Origin of the sequence: Actinomadura miaoliensis (assembly GCF_039536785.1) — a bacterium.
GTDB lineage: Bacteria > Actinomycetota > Actinomycetes > Streptosporangiales > Streptosporangiaceae > Spirillospora > Spirillospora miaoliensis.
Genome location: NZ_BAAAZG010000034.1, coordinates 25,143 through 43,424, shown reverse-complemented (window position 1 = coordinate 43,424; position 18,282 = coordinate 25,143). Strand labels below are relative to the sequence as shown.

General features: G+C 72.8%; 12 protein-coding genes and 1 pseudogene. 10 read left to right on the top strand and 3 right to left on the bottom strand.

What is annotated here, in order from left to right:
- Positions 1-369 (bottom strand): annotated as a pseudogene (locus ABD811_RS23235) (hypothetical protein); the annotation flags it as partial.
- Between the two features lie 244 nt (positions 370-613).
- Here ABD811_RS23235 and ABD811_RS23230 point away from each other — a divergent pair.
- A complete protein-coding gene (locus ABD811_RS23230; protein ID WP_344951408.1) occupies positions 614-1,573 on the top strand; it encodes a 4-hydroxy-3-methylbut-2-enyl diphosphate reductase in 960 nt (319 codons plus the stop codon).
- 45 nt (positions 1,574-1,618) lie between these two features.
- Here ABD811_RS23230 and ABD811_RS23225 read toward each other — a convergent pair whose 3' ends face one another.
- Together ABD811_RS23225 and ABD811_RS23220 are read right to left on the bottom strand one after the other, a co-directional pair.
- Positions 1,619-2,191, bottom strand: a complete 573-nt coding sequence (locus ABD811_RS23225; RefSeq protein ID WP_344951405.1) for a DUF6542 domain-containing protein — start codon at positions 2,189-2,191, stop codon at positions 1,619-1,621.
- 56 nt (positions 2,192-2,247) lie between these two features.
- Positions 2,248-3,630: a DNA recombination protein RmuC gene (locus tag ABD811_RS23220; protein WP_344951402.1), complete on the bottom strand. Its 1,383-nt coding sequence runs from the start codon at positions 3,628-3,630 to the stop codon at positions 2,248-2,250.
- Positions 3,631-3,785: 155 nt separating this feature from the next.
- Here ABD811_RS23220 and ABD811_RS23215 point away from each other — a divergent pair, with 155 nt between their 5' ends.
- From ABD811_RS23215 to ABD811_RS23175, 9 genes are all read left to right on the top strand, one after another.
- Complete coding sequence (locus tag ABD811_RS23215) at positions 3,786-4,793, top strand: alpha/beta hydrolase (RefSeq protein ID WP_344951399.1); 1,008 nt, start codon at positions 3,786-3,788, stop codon at positions 4,791-4,793.
- A gap of 67 nt (positions 4,794-4,860) precedes the next feature.
- The gene (ychF, locus tag ABD811_RS23210) at positions 4,861-5,952 is read left to right on the top strand and encodes a redox-regulated ATPase YchF (RefSeq protein ID WP_344951396.1); all 1,092 of its coding nucleotides are present in this window, start codon (positions 4,861-4,863) and stop codon (positions 5,950-5,952) included.
- A gap of 544 nt (positions 5,953-6,496) precedes the next feature.
- Positions 6,497-7,528, top strand: a complete 1,032-nt coding sequence (locus ABD811_RS23205) for a conjugal transfer protein (RefSeq protein WP_344951393.1) — start codon at positions 6,497-6,499, stop codon at positions 7,526-7,528.
- Positions 7,529-7,600: 72 nt separating this feature from the next.
- The gene (locus ABD811_RS23200; protein ID WP_425549450.1) at positions 7,601-7,885 is read left to right on the top strand and encodes a hypothetical protein; all 285 of its coding nucleotides are present in this window, start codon (positions 7,601-7,603) and stop codon (positions 7,883-7,885) included.
- 89 nt (positions 7,886-7,974) lie between these two features.
- Positions 7,975-11,028, top strand: a complete 3,054-nt coding sequence (locus ABD811_RS23195) for a TcpE family conjugal transfer membrane protein (RefSeq protein WP_344951390.1) — start codon at positions 7,975-7,977, stop codon at positions 11,026-11,028.
- Positions 11,025-13,526, top strand: coding sequence for an ATP-binding protein (locus ABD811_RS23190; protein ID WP_344951387.1), 2,502 nt, complete (start codon positions 11,025-11,027; stop codon positions 13,524-13,526). The genes ABD811_RS23195 and ABD811_RS23190 overlap by 4 nt, the downstream gene beginning before the upstream one ends.
- A 326-nt stretch (positions 13,527-13,852) precedes the next feature.
- Positions 13,853-16,300, top strand: coding sequence for a type IV secretion system protein (locus ABD811_RS23185; RefSeq protein ID WP_344951384.1), 2,448 nt, complete (start codon positions 13,853-13,855; stop codon positions 16,298-16,300).
- On the top strand, positions 16,301-16,948 hold the full coding sequence (locus ABD811_RS23180; RefSeq protein ID WP_344951382.1) for a hypothetical protein: 648 nt from the start codon (positions 16,301-16,303) through the stop codon (positions 16,946-16,948).
- Positions 16,945-18,009 (top strand): C40 family peptidase, encoded by a 1,065-nt coding sequence (locus ABD811_RS23175; RefSeq protein ID WP_344951380.1) that lies wholly within the window; start codon positions 16,945-16,947, stop codon positions 18,007-18,009. The genes ABD811_RS23180 and ABD811_RS23175 overlap by 4 nt, the downstream gene beginning before the upstream one ends.
- Positions 18,010-18,282 lie beyond the last annotated feature (273 nt).

Genomic DNA, 18,282 nt, shown 5'->3' with positions numbered 1-18,282 from the left:
GGCCGCCGGCTTCGGCGCCGGCTTCGGCCGCGCCGCCGGCCCGGGCCCGGCGGGCGGCTCGGCTACCCGGCTTCGGGCGGGCGCCGGGGACGGCGCGGACTCGGCCTCGCCGCCGCGCACGCGCTCCACCACCTGGCCGACGACCTTCTCGGCGGTGTGCCGGACGTCCGAGCCCAGCCGGCCCAGCACGGGACGGACCCCGCCGCCCTCGGTCAGCTCCTTGTAGTCCCTGGTCAGCCGGTCGCTCAGCAGCAGCGCCCGGCCCACGCCGAACATGGCCAGACGGACGGCGTGCAGCGGGAGGTCGCGAACCTGCTCGCCGACGGTGTCGCGGACCCGCTCCTTGAGGCGGCGCGGCGATCTCGTCATCGTCATCCACTCCCTGCTGTCGGGATCCTTGGCTTGGTCGGTCGGCTACTGCACCGTTCGTCACCTTTCACTCTGCCGTATCGGTGCGAGACCGGTCACCCCGGGTTAATGGATTTCCGTCCAACAAGCGCGTGGAGTGGGTCACAGCGAGCGGGCTTCACCAGAGCTTTCCGCGCCGGGGCGGCCCGGCGGCATGACGCCGACGGCCGTACGGGAGCAGTGGTGCGGCCCGTACGATAGGGCCATGACCTCCACCAGCCAGCGCAAGGTTCTGCTCGCCAAACCACGCGGTTACTGCGCGGGTGTGGACCGCGCCGTGCAGACGGTCGAGATCGCCCTCGACAAGTACGGGCCGCCCATCTACGTGCGCAAGCAGATCGTCCACAACGTGCACGTCGTCAAGACGCTGGAGGAACGCGGCGCGATCTTCGTGGACGAGACCGAGGAGGTGCCCGAGGGCGCCATCGTGGTCTTCTCCGCCCACGGCGTCGCCCCCGTCGTGCACGACGAGGCGCGCGGCCGCAACCTGCGCACCATCGACGCCACCTGCCCGCTGGTCACCAAGGTGCACAAGGAGGCGGTCCGGTTCGCCAAGGAGGACTACGACATCCTCCTGATCGGGCACGAGGGCCACGAGGAGGTCATCGGCACCACCGGCGAGGCGCCCGACCACATCCACCTGGTGGACGGCCCGGACGACGTCGCCAACGTCAAGGTCCGCGACCCCGAGAAGGTCGCCTGGCTGTCGCAGACCACGCTGTCGGTGGACGAGACCATCGCCACCGTCGACAGGCTGCGCGAGCGGTTCCCCAAGCTCATGGACCCGCCGTCCGACGACATCTGCTACGCCACCCAGAACCGCCAGACCGCCGTCAAGGAGATGTCGGCCCGCGCCGAGCTGGTCATCGTGGTCGGCTCCACGAACTCGTCCAACTCCATGCGGCTGGTGGAGGTCGCCAAGGAGCACGGCGCCGACGACGCCCACCTGGTCGACTACCCCGAGCAGATCGACCCGGCCTGGCTGGAGGGCGTCACCACCGTCGGCGTCACCAGCGGCGCCTCCGTCCCCGAGGAGCTGGTGCAGGGAGTGCTGGCCTGGCTGGCCGAACGCGGCTACGGCGACGTCGAGGAGATCGAGTCCGTCCAGGAGAGCATGCGCTTCGCCCTGCCGCACGAGCTGCGCAAGGACCTGCGCTCCGCCTGACGGTCCGCCGCCCGACGGCCCGCCGGGCTTCGCCGGGGGCGCTGTTCAGTCGACCTCGCCGTGGTGGAGGCGACGACGGTCGCGGGGGGAGTCCGGTGACTCCTCCCACCGGACCGGGTTCTCGTTCTCCTCCTCCTCGAACAGCCGCGTGCGGGCCAGCTTGGCGCGCAGCTCCCGGACGTTGGCCGGCAGCCCGCGCGGCAGCGAGAGCAGCAGCACCAGCAGCGTCCCCAGGAACAGCCAGGGCGCCGTGCCGGCCAGGGCCGTCAGCAGTCCCACCGTCACCCCGCGCAGCAGCGACCCCTGCCCGAGGGTGGTCAGGAACTCGGCCAGAACGGTCACCGCCAGGAACACCAGCGGCGGACTGACCACCAGCGTCAGCAGGTCGGCGGGACGAGTGGTCAGGGCCGCCAGCACGCATCCGGCGACGAACCCGGCGCCCGCCAGCACCTGCCAGTCCAGCCACCGCGACAGCAACGCGCCCACCAGCCCGGCGGCGAAGATCACCACAATGCCGCCGCGCCCGGTCAACGCGACCGGCGAGCCGCCCGAACCGCCCGCACCGCCCGCGCGGGAGCGTGCGGCGGCGCCGCGCCCGCGTCGGCTCCCACGTCGCACAGCCCTCCCCGAGGCAGGCGAGGCGTCCCCCGACGCGTCGCGTACCGTCGATGAACTCATTGCCACCTCTTTCGCCGATCAATCTGATCAGGGATGGCCCGTCCGCCGAAACCTACCGGTTCGGTCGCCTGTCCCGGCCGGGAACGCCCGTCTCCGCCTGGATCACCACCGGCCGCACCGCCGTGCTCGTCGCCGGTGCCGCTCTCGCCCGCGGTGTTCTCGCCGGCGCCGCGGAACTCGGCGGCCGACAGGGCGCGGGGGCTCTCCTGCACCGGTTCGGGACCGTCCAGCGTCGCCTCCACCACCCCCAGCTCGTTCAGGCGCCGCGCGCTGACCAGTACCCGCGTCTCCAGCGAACCCACCGTGCGGTTGTAGGACCTGACGGCGTTCGTCAGCGAGCGGCCAAGCTCGTCCACGTGCTGGCCCATCGTGCCGAGGCGCTCGTACAGCTCCTTGCCGAGTTCGAACACCGCGCGGGCGTTGCGCGACAGGGCCGCCTGCTGCCAGGCGTACGAGGCGGTCCGCAGCATCGTGATGAGGGTGGTCGGCGTGGCGATGTGCACCCGGCGGCGCATCGCGTACTCCAGCAGGCCGGGGTCGCGGTCCAGCGCCGGTGCGAGGAACGCCTCGCCCGGGATGAACAGCACGACGAACTCGGGGGCGGGACTGAACGCCTGCCAGTACGACTTGGCGGCGAGCCGGTCCACGTGGTCCCGCAGGTGCCGCGCATGCGCGTCCAAGCGCGCGCGCTCCACGGCGGGGTCGTCCACGGCGGCCGCCTCCAGGTACGCGGCCAGGGACACCTTGGAGTCAACGACGATGTTCTTGCCGCCCACGAGCCGTACCACCATGTCGGGACGCACCGTCCCGTCCACCGTGGACGCGGCGGCCTGCTCGTCGAAGTCGCAGTGGTGCGTCATCCCGGCGAGCTCCACCACACGGCGCAGTTGCAGCTCGCCCCACCGTCCCCGTGCCTCGGGACGTTGCAGCGCCCGCACCAGCGTCCGGGTCTCGTTGCGCAGCTGCTCGGAGCTCTGCCGGACGAAGTCGACCTGTTTGGCCAGCATCGCGTGCGACTCGCGGCGGCCCGTCTCGACCTCGCGCAGCTGCTCCTCCACCTTGGCCAGCGTCTCGCGCAGGGGGGCCACCAGGTGCTCCACCGCCTGCTTGCGGCGTTCCAGCTCGCCCGCGGCCTCCGCCCCCGCCGCCTTCAGCCGCGCGTCGGCCAGCTCCAGGAAGCGTTCGTTGCTGGCGTCGAGCGCACGCGCGGACAGGTTCTCGAAGTGCTCGGCCATCCGCTCCTCGGCGTAGGCCAGCTTCTCCTCGGCGGCCCTGGCCCGGGCGATGAGACCGGCCTGGCGGCCGGTGGCGAGCGCGAAACCGACCACCACGCCGAGGGCGGCCCCCAGCAGCAGGCCGGCGAACAGCGCGAGATCCATCCGTTCATCGTGACAGCGCGGCCCGGCGCCGCCGGAGCGACGCGCCGAGACGACGCCGCCCCGGACAAATGACCTCAGCGACTACTTACACGAGTGAAGCGGGCACGGTAGCGTCCGGTGGCGCCGGTGGGGCCGCCACAGAGGAGACCGACAGGATGACGACCAGCACCAGCCCACGGCCGCTACGTCTCGTCGCGGCCACGGCGGCGCAGCGCAGAGTCGCCCGGACGCTGGCGATGGAACCGGGCGGCCCGCCCACCCTGCGCGCCCGCATCGCCAACCAGGTCATCCGCGCCGTGATGAAGACGGCCTGGCAGTGCGCGCCCGACTCCGAGGCGGGCATGACCCGCATACAGCGCGCCACCGACGTCCTCGGACGTCTCCAGGCCGTCCCGCCCGGCGTGTCCACCGCACCGCAGGACTTGGGGGCGTGCACGGCAGAGTGGGTGCGCGCCGGTACGCCCGACGAACGCCGCGTCGTCCTCTACCTGCACGGCGGCGCGTACTTCTTCGGCAGCCCCCGCCTGTACCGCCCGTTCAACTGGCGCCTGTCGGCCGCTACGGGACGCCCCGTGCTCGCGCTCGACTACCGGCTGGCGCCCCGCCACACCCCCGCCGACGCCCTGGAGGACGCGCTCACCGCCTACGACTTCCTGCTGTGCCGCGGGTACAGGCCGCAGGACGTCGTCGTCGCGGGCGACTCCGCCGGGGGGCACCTGACCCTCGCGCTACTGCTGACGCTGAAGAAGCGGGGCACGGCCCTGCCCGCCGCCGCGGTCTGCCTGTCCCCGTGGGTCGACCTGTACTGCGAAGCCGACTCGCACCGTCTCAACCGCCGTACCGACCACCTCCTGCCGGCGGACAAGCTCGCCTGGCTGGGCCGCCTGTACTGCCGCGACAAGGACGACGACGATCCTGTGTTCTCCCCGCGGCGCGGCGACCTGTCGGGCCTGCCGCCGCTGATGTTCATGGCCAGCGGCTCGGAGATCCTGCGCGACGACGCCCGCGACGTGGCCGAACGGGCGCGCGCGGCCGGGGTGCACGCCGTCTACCAGGAATGGGACGGTCTGACGCACGTCTTCCCGGTGTTCGCCGAGTTCGTGCCCGAGGGCAGGGCGGCCTTCCGGCACATCGCCGAGTTCCTGCGGGCCGCGGGCGCCTGAGCCGTTCATCCGCCGGCCGCCCGTCCGGCGTCCGGCCGACGTGCCCGGGCCCATAAACTTGAGGGTCGTGAGCCTTTCCATCGGAATCGTCGGGCTGCCCAACGTCGGCAAGTCCACCCTGTTCAACGCGCTGACCAAGAACGAGGCGCTGGCCGCCAACTACCCGTTCGCGACCATCGAGCCCAACGTCGGCGTGGTCGGGGTGCCCGACCCCCGGCTGACCCGGCTGGCGGAGATGTTCGGCTCGCAGCGGACCGTCCCGGCGACCATGGAGTTCGTGGACATCGCCGGGCTCGTCAAGGGCGCCTCCGAGGGGCAGGGCCTGGGCAACAAGTTCCTGGCCAACATCCGCGAGACCAACGCGATCTGCCAGATCATCCGGGTGTTCGAGGACCCGGACGTCACCCACGTGGACGGCGAGGTGGCGCCCTCCCGCGACATCGAGACGATCAACACCGAGCTCGTCCTGGCCGACCTGCAGACGATCGAGCGGGCCCTGCCGCGCCTGGAGAAGGAGGCGCGCACCAGCAAGGACAAGGACAAGCTCGCGGTCGTCGACGCGGTCACCGCCGCGCAGAAGGTGCTGAACGAGGGCGTCACGCTGTTCGCGGGCGCCGCCGCGGCCGGGATCGACCTGGTGCTGCTGCGCGAGCTGCACCTGCTGACCGCCAAGCCCTTCCTGTACGTGTTCAACCTCGACGAGGAGGAGCTCGGCGACGAGGGCCTGCGCGCCCGGCTGAGCGAGCTGGTCGCCCCGGCCGAGGCGATCTTCCTGGACGCCAAGATCGAGGCCGAGCTGATCGAGCTGCCCGACGACGAGGCGCTGGAGCTGCTGCAGGGCATGGGCCAGGAGGAGTCCGGCCTGTCGCAGCTGGTGCGCATCGGCTTCGACACCCTCGGCCTGCAGACCTACCTGACCGCCGGCCCCAAGGAGGCCCGCGCCTGGACGATCCGCAAGGGCGCCACCGCGCCCGAGGCGGCCGGGGTCATCCACACCGACTTCCAGCGCGGTTTCATCAAGGCCGAGATCGTCTCCTACGACGACCTGGTCGCCGAGGGCTCCATGGTCGCCGCCCGCAACGCCGGGAAGGTCCGCATGGAGGGCAAGGACTACGTCATGCAGGACGGCGACGTGGTCGAGTTCCGCTTCAACGTCTGACGGCCGGACGCACTCCGGCAGTTGCACCGCAACCTGCAGCCCCACCGCCGGGTGGACCGCTTCGGCGCTCCGCGGCCGGGAGTGTGGCCCGGCGGGTTGAGCGCCCTTGCCCGCGTGGCGGTGGCCGCCTATCGCCGACCGTGGTGTTTTGTCCGTTTTCATACCACAGTGTCGGTTTTCTGGGAATGGTGTGCCGAAGTATTGCCTGACCTGGTAGGTAAGCACCCTGCCGTGCCGGGGCGCTCGTCCCGAAGGGGGTGCGGCGCGCCGTTCGGCGCCATGGATAGGGGATCGTCACCGTTTGGCAATCTTCCCCGTTCCGACTGAGGTGGATTGCATTATCCACAACCGCGTGCCGGGGCTGTGCTTCGTCGCGATGCGCTGGAACAATTGACGCTCGTGGTTACCCTGGGCCCGTAGTGGGGTCCAGAAACCGTGTCGTCCGCCCCTCGGGCGGGCGGGGCCGCACCAGGACAGGACCAGAGCAGGACCAGGCACAGGCAACGACCGCGCCGACCGGGGGCGAGGCGCGAGCGGAGGCAGGATGGCTCGCAGGTCGGCCGTGGGAAACGGCCGTGAGACCGCCGTGGTCGAGGAGACGGCGCCGGCAGGCGCCGCGCTCGGCCAGGCCGTCGATCCGTGGGACGCGCCGGAGCGCGACGGCCGCCGGAAGCGCTCCGGCGGCGGCTCCGGCCCGCGGGGAGGCCGCTGGGGCGGCTCCGGCGGCCGCTGGTGGGTCTGGGTCGGCCGCGCGGTCCTGTGGGCGCTCATCATCGTCATCGTCGTCAACGGCGTGCGCGCCCCGTTCGAACGCTTCACCGCCGAGGAGACCGGGACGTCCGGCGCGCCCCGTCCCGGCAAGGGCGCCCGGTTCCCCAGCAGCGCGGCGGGCGCTTTCGCGCTGCAGTTCGCCAACGTCTACCTCAACTACGACCAGAAGAACGCGCCGGCCCGCGAGGAGCAGCTGCGCGCGTTCCTCCCCGACGGCTCCGACGGGCAGTTCGGCTGGAACGGCGTCGGGCGGCTGCAGGTCCAGTCGGTCAACGTCGCCGGCGTGGACGCCAAGGACGACCACAACGGCGTCGTCACCGTGCTCGCGCGCAGCCAGGACAAGTGGCTGCGGCTGGCCGTGCCCGTCTACGCCGCCAACGCCTCGTCGCTGGTCGTCTCCGGCCGTCCCGCGCTGCTGCCGCCCCCCGGCAAGGCCGCGCTCCCGCAGCAGGGCGTGCGCGAACGCGACGGCGCGCTGGAGTCCGAGCTGCAGCCCATCCTCGGCACCTTCTTCCCGGCGTACGCGAGCAGCAACCAGGCGACGCTGTCGCGCTTCTCCGACGGCGCCACCATCGGTGGGCTCGCCGACACGGTGACCTTCTACCAGGTCCGCGAGATCATCGCGCCGCGCGGGCCGGCGGGCGAGCGGACGGTCACCGCCACCGTCGCCTGGCAGCTGCCCGGCACCGGTCCCGCCGGCGCCGGCGGCGAGCTGGAGCAGACCTACGAACTCGTAATGATCAAGAAGGGGTCGACCTGGTACGTGCGAGACATCCGCGGCGCCACCCCACCGAGCGGATCATGAGAGGCCACGACGTGAGACCACACCGGGGCCCGACCTCGCGCCGGACCCCCCGACCAGGAGGTTAGTCAGTCGATGCTGCAGCACATCATGGCGTCGATTCCGCTTGACGTCGTCGCGGCGCCGAACGACGAACTGCGGACCGACCAGCTCGCGGACTGGCTACGCCAGATATTCGGCCCGTTGTTCCTCGTCATCGTGGGCATTGTCGCGATCTTTTTCTTGTTCACCCGGGAGATCACCCGTTTCGTGCAATTCATCGTCCTGGCCATCGGAATCGGGGTGGTCTTCTACGTGCCGAACATCATCGAGACCACGGCCAGAGCGATCGCCAAGGCCCTCGGGGTCGACTTGACCTGAGCGGGGGACCGCGGTTACCGAGGGAGGTCGGAACGGCCCCGCGCGGGCCGCAGGCGGCACTGTGCTTGCACAGTTAGGGGAGTTGGGGCGTGGATCTACCCACGTACACGAACATATGGCGCATCGAGAAGCGGCTGTACAAGCTGTACGACCTGCGGCTGCCGATGCCTCTGCCGCTCGTCCAGATCGGCGTGTTCGCCGGCGTGTTCGTGCCGTGGATCGTGTTGCTGAGATTCGTCGGCGTCCCCTTCGCGTCCCCGTGGCACGTGCTCTACATCGTTCCGCCGGGCGTGCTGACCTGGCTGGCCACCCGCCCGGTCATCGAGGGCAAGCGGCTGACCGAGCTGCTGCTGTCGCAGTCGCGCTTCCTGGCCGAGCCGCGCACCTGGTGCCGACTGACCCCGATCCGCGAACCGCGCGAGGTCGTCGTCGTGGCCCGCGTCTGGCGCCGCGCCGACGCCCCCGCCCCGGCCGCCGCCCCCGAACGCGTCGCCATCAAGTCCCGCCGCAAGTCCCGCCGCGCCCAGCCGGCGGTGGAGGAGGCCCCCGTCCCCGTCCTGGCTCCCAGCCCCGCCGTGGCCTCGGCCCCCCAACCCCTGGCCGAGTACTCCGCCCAACGCCAGGCCACCGCCAACGGCCCCCGGCCCGCCCTGGCCGCGACACGCCCCACCGAAGACGGCCACGTCCACTCGGGCGAACTCTCCGCCACACCTCACCGCCACACCCCACCGTGGGCGCGCCCAACCTCCGCGGACACGGCCGCACCCCGAGCCCGCACAACCGCCGATAACACAGCCCCACGCACATCGCCGTGGCCCGAAGCGCCCGCCCCCCGTCCTCGTGCGACGGGCGCAGACCAGCCACTGCCTCACACCGAAGCCCCCGCCAACGACACGACGACCCCCTGGGCACAGCCCCCCTCCAACGCGACCCCCAACGAGGCCGACACACCCGCCCGCACTCGCGCCGCAGACGGAGGCGGGCGTTCGCCTGAAACTGCCGCTCCCGCCGAGGATGCAGGTCGCGCCTCGTCGCGGTGGGCGGGGGCCTCTGAGGCGTCGCCCGTCCAGGAGCCCGAAGCCGACGCGCCCGGCCGCGCTCGCGCGGCAGGTGGCGGCGAGCGGTCCTCTGGTGAGGCGTTGGCGCAGGCGCGCGACCGGGGCCATGGTTCTGAGGTGGGCGCCAGCCGCGGTGCCGCGCGGGAAGAGAGTGCGCCGCGCGCAGAGGACGCGGGGCCGCGGCAGGGCGCTGAGGAGCAGGGCCCGGCGTCGACGTCGCGCAGGGCCTATGTGGTCGGCACCGAGAACGATGTGCGCGTCGCCGGCCCGGAGTCGCTGACGACGAGAAAGTACAAGCCGTGGCGTCGCAAGTCCCGTGACATCGCGCACGAGGACGACATGTGGGTGGCGCCCGCCGAACCGGCGGACGCCGAAGACCGGCCCGGCGAGCTCGACCGGCCGCCGGCCACGCCGAGACTCGAGGCGTCCCCCTCGGAGGAGGCCCCGGCGGCCGGGTCCGGCAAACGCGCCTTCGCCTCCGGCGTGCGGCGTCCCGGGGGATCGGCGGAGTTCTGGCAGGCGGCGGAGTCCGGCGGGCAGGAGCAGCCGCCCGCACAGGCGCCGCAGGAGACCCGTCCCGACATCCCGCGGCAGGACGCCCCCGCGCCCGCCGCGACGCGGCCCGACATTCCGCGTGTCACGCCTCCCGCGCCGGTGACGCGGCCGGACATCCCGGTGCGGCCGCCACAGGGGGACGGCACCGCCGCTCCCAAGGAGACCAGGCCCGACATCCCGATGGTGCCGGGGGCCTTCGGCGGCGGAGGGCGGCCCGAACCGCCCGAACCCCCGGAGCCCCGGGAGCAGCCCCAGCGGCACGCCGAGCAGGACCCGCGGCCGGTCGAGGACGACGAGGGCGTCGAGCGGCCCCCGGCGGAGCAGGCGCCCAAGCCGTTGCGTCCGGCCACCACTGACGCGCGGGTGTGGCCGTCGGTGCCGGCGCCACGGCGTGAGGACGCCGAGCCGGCGCCGCAACCGGCGCCGCGGGCAGAGGAACAGGCGGAGGAACAGGCAGAGGACCAGGCCGAGGTGCACGCGGAAGCGGAGGCGGACGAGCCGCCTCGCGAGGTGCGGTCGGGGCCCGCGTCGCCCATACGGCCGGGGCCGCCGCCCGCGCCGCCGCGCCCCAGACCGCGGCCGGTGCCGCCTCCGCCGGAGCCGCCCGCGCAGGGGCCCGCCATCACGCCCCCCGACCCCGACCAGCAGCACGCGTCCCCGGGCGGGCTGCGGCGGCTGCTCCAGGCGGTCGGCGGCGGGCACGGCGAGGCCGACGCCGAGTACGAGCAGCGGCTGCAGCAGCCGTTCCAGGGCACCCGGCACATCGTGGTGCTCGGCTGCACCGGCGGCGCCGGGCAGACCGTCACCGCGCTGATGCTCGGCCACACGTTCGCCCAGCACAACGGCGAGCCGGTGGTGGCGATCGACATCAATCCGGGGCCGGGCGCGCTGGCGCGCCGCACCCGCAGCGAGACCAACGAGACGCTCACCGGGCTCATCACCCGCGCCGACCAGGTCACCAGCCTCACCGCGATGCGCCGGTACACCTCGCAGGCCAGGTCCGGGCTGGACGTGATCGCGGCGGGCAAGAACCCGCTGCAGGCGCTGGACGACCGCGACTACGCCCTGGCGATCCGCACGATCGACAAGTTCTACTCGGTGACGCTGCTGGACGCGGCCGCCGCGGTGGTGGCGCGCGTGCTGCCGTACGCCGACCAGCTGGTGCTGGTGGCGCCCGCCAGCGCCGACGCGCCGCGCGCGGTGGCGATGACGTTCGAGTGGCTCGACGGGCACGGCTACTCCGAGCTGCGCTCCCGCGCCGTGACGGTGATCAACGGGGTGAGCCGCCGCAGCATGGACGACGTCGAGCAGGCCGAGTCGGTCGCCCGCGGGCGCTGCCGGGCGCTCGTGCGCATCCCGTGGGACGATCACCTCAGCATGGACCGCGCGCCCCGCAACGAGCTGAGGTCGTTGCGGGCGCCGACGCGGCGTGCCTACCTCGCCCTCGCCGGTGTGGTCGCCGGCGGGTTCACCCTCGTACCCGAGCGTTACCAGGAGCCGCAGCAGCAGGAGCAGGAGGCCACCCGATGAGCAGGGCATCGAAGGCTCGGGCGAGCCGGCTGGCGGTACGGTACTTCGACGACCGGGTGCTGCTCACCGACAGCGCGGCGTGGGCGTACTTCCGGCTGCCGACGGTGTCGTACGAGTTCACCACCGCCGAGGAGCGCGAGGCGCTGGCCACCAACATCACCATCGCGCTGGCCGGGATCCGGATGCAGGACGCCGAGATCCACCTGCGCATCGCGCACCGCACGTACCCGGCGGCGGACTGGGCGCTGGCGCTCGACCGCACGTCCGACGGCGGGTCCGGCTGGCGGGAGTACCTGGAGGAGACCTACGCGCACGTCTGGGCCAAGGACTTCTGGACCAAGGAGGTCTACCTGGGCGTGCGGCTCGGCCCGCGCGGCATGGGCGCGCACCTGTCGGGCGGGGTGCTGGCGCAGCTGCTGGGTTTCTACAAGCGCAGCGAGCAGGCGCTGGGCATCGACGACGACGCGATCGACGGCAAGGAGATCGCCCGCTGGACCGAGCAGGCCGAGCGGATCGGCCGGGCGCTGTCGTCGTCGGCGCTGTACGCCAGGCACGCCACCTCGACGGAGGTGGCGTGGCTGTTCCAGCACGCGGTGACCGCGTCGCTGGCCGACCCGCCGCCGTCGGCGGTGCCGCGCCGCACCTGGGGCAAGGGGGAGATCGAGGCGCTGGTCGAGGGCGCCATCCACAACGGCCGTTCGTACCTGCGGGTGGAGCAGCCCAACGTGGGCGGGGTGGGGTCGGGCGCCACCGCGCAGTCGTACGTGGCGTACCTGTCGTTCGCGCGGTTCCCGGACATGATGCCGTTCCCCGACGGCGAGCCGTGGCTGCACTACGCCGACGCCTTGCCGTTCCCCGTGGAGATCAGCTCGCGGATGAAGCTGATCCCGCCGGCCAAGGCGTCCAAGGACGTCTCCCGCAAGCTGGCGCACGCCCGCGACATGGACCAGCACATCCGGGAGGCGGGCGCCGAGGCGCCGATCGCGCTGGCCGAGCAGATCGACGCGGCGCGGATGCTGGAGCACGGCATCACCAAGGAGCGGCTGCCGTTCGTGTACGGGTGGCACCGGCTGATCGTGTCGGCGCCGACGGAGGAGCTGCTGGCGCAACGGGTCGACGCGGTCGTCGAGCACTACCGCGACATCGGCATCGACGTGGTGAACTCCACCGGCGACCAGTTCTCGCTGTTCTGCGAGTCGCTGCCGGGCGACCGGATCAGGCTGAACGCCTACGCGCAGCGCCAGCCGCTGCGCACCATCGCGGGCGGCATGCCCACCGCGACCGTCGACCTCGGCGACCGTCCCGACGACAACGGCGAGGGCTGGGTCGGCCCGTACATCGGCGAGACGCTGGGCCGGGCACGGTCCATCGTGCACTTCGACCCGCTGGTCGCCGCGTCCCGCAACCGTCCCACCGCGGTCGCGATCACGGGGGAGCCGGGCGGCGGCAAGACCACGCTGGCACTGCTGCTGCTCTACCAGATGGCGCTGCGCGGGGTGACGATCGCGGCGATCGACCCGAAGGGCGACGCCGAGTCGCTGGTGCAGCTGCTGCGCGCGCGCGGCCGCAAGGCGCGGATCCTGCCGCTGGGGTCGGCGGCGCCCGGCCTGCTGGACCCGTTCTCGTTCGGCGACGACCTGGCGGCCAAGAAGACCATGGCGACCGAGACGCTGCGGCTGCTGCTGCCGCGCATGTCCGAGGAACGCGAGTCGGCCATGATCCAGGCGGTGGGCGCGGTCGCCAACGCCGAACGGCCCTCGCTCGGCAAGGTCGTCGACTTCCTGGAGCAGGCCGACGACCCGGCGTCCAAGAACCTGGGCGCGGTGCTGCGGTCGATGTCGGAGATGCGGCTCGCGCGGCTGTGCTTCGACCCGTCCGGCGGGGAGCGCATCGACACCGAGGGCTGGACGACGGTGTTCACGCTGAGCGGCCTGACCCTGCCCGACATGGCGATCTCGCGGGACGACTACTCCTACGAGCAGCGTCTGTCGGTGGCGCTGATGTACCTGGTGTCGCAGTTCGCGCGGCGGCTGATGCACGGCCTGGACCGGCGGCTGCCCAAGGCGATCTTCCTGGACGAGGCGTGGGCCATCACCTCCACTCCCGAGGGCGCCAAGCTCATCCCCGAGGTGTCGCGGATGGGCCGGTCCCGCAACACGGCCCTGATCCTGGTGTCGCAGAACGCCGGAGACCTCTTGAACGAACAGGTGACCAACTGCTTGTCGTCGGTGTTCTCGTTCCGTTCCTCCGAACGGGTGGAGGTCGGGAACGTGATGTCGCTGCTGGGGGTGGAGAACTCCGACGAGCACAAGGCCGTGCTGCGCAACCTGGGCAACGGCGAGTGCATCTTCCGTGACCTGGACGGGCGGGCGGGCCGCATCGGGGTCGACCTGATCTCCGAGGAGCTGCTGCGCTGGCTGGACACCAACCCGACCCGGTCGCGTCCGGAGTCGGAGCTCACCGCGGCGGGGGCGGAGATCGAGGAGGTCGGTCGATGAGGGGTCCCCGGTTGGCGGCCGCGGCACGCCGCGTCCGCGCGATGGCCCGCCCCGCGCGCGCCGCGGCGGGCGGCACCGCCCGCGGTGTCGCACGCGGTGTGCGCGATAGCGGCGTATCCGCTGGTCGCGATGATGGGCGTGGTGTGCCCGGCGAAGGCGTGGCCGCCGTTCGAAGTGCCGGGCGCGGTGTGCCCGGTGGCCGTGTGACCGTCGTTGGCCGGGGTGGGGGACGCGCGGTGGAGCGGGGTGCCGTTTGTCGTGGCGTGCTGAATCGTGTGGCCGGGCGACCGGCGCGGCGGACGGTCGGGCGGCCGACGCGCGTGCGCGTGCAGCGCTCTCCGGCCGAAGGGCTCGACCCGGCCGGTCTGGGGGCGCGGCGGCGCCGTCGCATGCGTCCGGCGCGGCGCCGGTCGGCGGTGCTGCTGGCGCTGCTGGCGGTGTTCCTGCTCAGCCCGGTGGCGCCCGCGGGCGCGTCGATCCCGCTGCCAAGCCCGGGCGACGCCTGCCGTCCGGCCGACTACCCGCCTCCCGAGCGGTACGGGTCGGGCCTCGACGGAATGATCAAGCCGCCCGGCTACCCCGACCAGAAGCTGCGCGAGACCCCGGTCGACCAGATGACCTCCTACGACCGGTACGGGATGGCCGGCCAGTTCTGGTACGCGGTCGACATGGGCTGCTCCGACGCGATGGCCATGATGGGCAACGCGCTGGCCAACACCACGTTCACGCTGGTGCGCGTCATCGACCGCACCACGATCACCGTGTACCAGGCCGCCGCGTCCGACTCGCTGCTGGGCTGGCTGAAGAACACCGTCGACGGCGTCATCAGCGACATCGGCACGACGTTCAACGCCCGCTACTGGTCCTGGGTGGTGATCCTGGGCGCGATGTGGCTGGCCTGGTGGGGGCTGGTCCGCAAGCGCGCCAGCAAGGTCACCGAGGGCGTGATCTGGATGGTCGCGGCCATGGTGGCGCTGATCTGGCTGATCGCCCGGCCGGCGGACTTCACCACGCTCGGCACCAAGGTGTCGGAGGCGACCAGCGCCGCGTTCAACGCGGCGCTGCCGCAGAGCGACACCCGCGGCGGCACCTGCATCCCGCGGCCGGACGGCAAGCCGGACCCGGCGACCTCGGCGAACGTGGACGCCACCACCCGCAACGCCAACGGGCTGTGGGTCGCGCTGGTGTGCAAGCCGTGGCTGATGGGCGAGTTCGGCACGACCGACCCCAACGCCAAGATCGTCAAGGACAACGCCGACAAGCTGCTGTGGGCGCAGGCGGTCGACATGCCCGAGACCTACGGCGGGCAGCGGATCGACCTGGCCAAGAAGAACGACAGCTACAAGGACGTGGCCAAGAACATCAAGGAGGAGCACGCCGACGTCTACCCGCTGTTCCAGGGCAAGAACTGGGAGAGCCGGCTCGCGGTGGCGTTCGGCGGGCTGTTCGCCGCGCTGGTGGCGGGGCTGCTCATCCTGGTCATCGCGATCGCGTTGATCGTGGTGAAGATCGCGTTCCTGCTGCTGCTGGTGGCCGGGCCGATCTTCCTGGGCATCGGCATCCATCCGGGCATCGGCCGGGTGATCGCGGTGCGCTGGCTGGAGCTGCTGCTGTCGATGCTGCTCAAGCAGGCCGCACTGATCGGCGTGCTGTCGCTGCTGCTGTGGGCGTACGGGCTGATCCTCGGCGAGACGCTCCCGTGGGGCCTGCAGATCCTGCTCATCGCGCTGGTCACGTTCGCGGCGTTCGTCTACCGCAAGCCGTTCCAGCACCTGTTCTCCGCGGTCGGCTACTCGGCCGTGGGGGCGCGGGAGAAGAGCGAGGCGCAGCTCGACAAGTCGGTGATGGAGGCGCGCAAGAGCACCACGTCGGTGGCGACCGCGGTGGTGCCGGGCGCGGCCGGGTACCGGCTGGGCCGCCTTGGCAAGAACGAGGCCGGGGCCGACGCGGCGGGGCTGTCGGACGCGTCCGTCGGCACCGGCGCGGCGACCGAACGGCGCGGCGCGGCCGGCGCTGCGGCGGGGGCCGGAGAGGGCTCCTCCCCGGACGCGGCGCCGGTGCTGGCGGCCAAGCCGCGCAACGCGGCGGCGACCGGACGGTCACGGCGCGGCGCCCCGCCGCTCAACCTGCCGACGCGCGGCGGGCTGTCCGACCGCGCGGTCACCGCGCGGGCCGCCGGCGGTGAAGGCTCCGGCGGTGGCGGTGGCGGTGGCGGTGGCGGTGGCGCGTCGTCGGGCGCCGGGACGGGGACGGGACGCCCCACCTCGTGGGCGGGCCGGGGCGGCGCCGTCGCGGCCGGTGACGGGGCGTCCTCGGGCGGCACGGCTTCGTCCGGCGGTGGCGGGTCGTCCGGTGGCGGCTGGTTCGCCGGTGGCGGCCGTTCCAACGGCGGAGCCTCGGGCGGCGGACGTTCGTCCGGGGGAGCGTCGGGCGGTGGCAGCCGCGTCCGGGCGGGCGGCGGCTCGGGCTCCGGTGGTTCCGGTTCGGGCGGCGGGTCGGGCGTCTCGCGTCGGCCGCGTGACGCCGCGGCCGGTGTGCCCAGGCCGCGTTCGGGCTCGTCCGGCGGCGGCGCCTCGTCGGGCGGCGGCTCCGGCCGTTCGGGCGGCGGGTCGGGGGGCTCCGGTGGCTCGGGTTCCGGCGGCTCCGGCAACGGGTCGGGAGGCGGCGGCAGGCCGCAGCCTCCGCCGCTGTGGGGGCGCCGCGGCGGTGAGGAGGGCCCGCCCATGCCGTTCTGGCTTCGTCCGGTGGAACGCGAGCGGCAGCGGGACGAGTAGATGAACCTGTCCGACCGTCAGCGCAGGTTTCTTTTCGCGGGTCTGGTGGTGCTTCTGGCCGCGATCGGGGTGTACCTGACGGTGGCCGCGCCCGACGACGAGGGGAAGAAGGGGTCGGGCGGCCGGTCGTCGGTGGCCCTGCCGGGCCCGACCGGCCCGACGGGGCCCGCGTCCCCGCCGCCCGGGATCTCCTCGGCGGTGACGCCGGGAACCTTCGACATCTACCGGCTGCTGCCGTTCTCCCAGCGGGAGTTCGCCACGGCCGCCGACGTGGCACAGCGGTTCGTCGCCGCGCACGGGACGTACCGGTACGACGACGACCCGCAGACGCACGCCGGGCGGCTGTCCGGGCTGGTCACCAACGACCTGCTGACCGAGCTGGTGCGCGGCGAGAGCTCCCCCGGGCAACTGGAGGAGCGGCGCCGCCACCAGGAGACCGCCGAGTGCACCGCCACGCTCGACCGGATCCGCGACATCGAAGACAACTCGATCATTTTCCTGGTGACCGGCAAGCAACGGATCACCCGCGGGGGGCAGACGAGCGACAACAGCCGGCAGTGGGCGGTGACCGTGGCGCGCGACGGGGCGTCGCTGCGCGTCTACGCGGTCGCGCCCGCCGACGAGGGACAGGCGGGTGACACCGGATGAACCGTCGTACCGTTCTGCTGGCCACGGCGTTCGGCGCGGTCGGCATGCTCTTCCTGACGTTGATGGTCGTCCCGGTGCTGTTCGGGTCGACCCAGTTCCTGTTCGGCGGGGGCGGCGCGGGCGGCGCGGGCTGCGTCGACACCTCCCGGGCCGGCGCCCAGCCCGCCGAGGCGTCCGACGCCCGCTCCATTCCCGCGGACTACCTGGCGCTCTACAAGAAGGCGGGCGAGGACTACGGCATCCCGTGGAACGTCCTGGCGGGGGTCGGGAAGGTCGAGACCAACCACGGCACGTCCCGGCTGCCGGGCGTGTCCAGCGGGGAGAACTACGCGGGCGCGGGCGGCCCCATGCAGTTCCTGGCCGCCACGTTCCGCGCGTTCGGCGTCGACGGCAACGGCGACAAGAAGAAGGACCGCTACGATCCCGCCGACGCCATCCCGTCCGCGGCCCGCTACCTCAAGCACAACGGCGCCCCGCAGCGCATGCGCACCGCCATCTTCATGTACAACCACTCCTGGGACTACGTGAACCTCGTCCTGAGCTGGGCGGAGCGTTACGCGGACGGCGACTTCAAGGTCGTGCAGTCCAACGGCGTGGAGTGCCAGGACAACCAGCTGCCCCCCGGCGTCGACGGCCTGGTGCAGCGCATCATCGCCTTCGCGATGGCGCAGCGCGGCAAGCGGTACATCTTCGGCGCCAACGGTCCCGACGCGTGGGACTGCTCCAGCCTGCTGCAGGGCGCCTACCGCTCGGTCGGCCTGCGGATCCCGCGCACCACCTTCGAGCAGTGGCCGTTCGGCGTGAAGATCCCCAAGGGCAAGGAGCAGCCCGGCGACCTGGTGTTCTTCAACTCCGGCCCGGGCACCAGCGCGAACAACCCCGGCCACGTCGGCATGGTCATCGGCAACGGCAAGATGATCGTGGCGAGCTGCTCGACCTGCGTCCCCAACATCGGCGTCAAGCCGTACAAGCGCGGCGACTGGGTCGGCACCACCCGCCCCCTGGCCACCGACAACCTGAAGAAGCAGCTCGCCCAGCTGGGCAGCAACCCCGCCGGCTGACCAAGCCCGCCGACCGCCCCGAGTGGGCCGACCGTGTTGGCCGACCGCGCCGAGTGCCCCTGCCAGCTGCTCGCGTCGGCCGACCGGATTGGCTGGTCACGTCTGCTGGCCGTGCCCGCTGATCGGGTCGGCTGCTCGCCCCGGCCGACCGGATTGCTGGTCGCGTCTGCTGGCCGTGCCCGCTGCTGCTCGCGTCGGCCGACCGGGTTGGCTCGTCGCGTCCGCTGGCCGTGGCCGCTGATCGGGTCGGCTGCTCGCGCCGGCCGGCCGGTT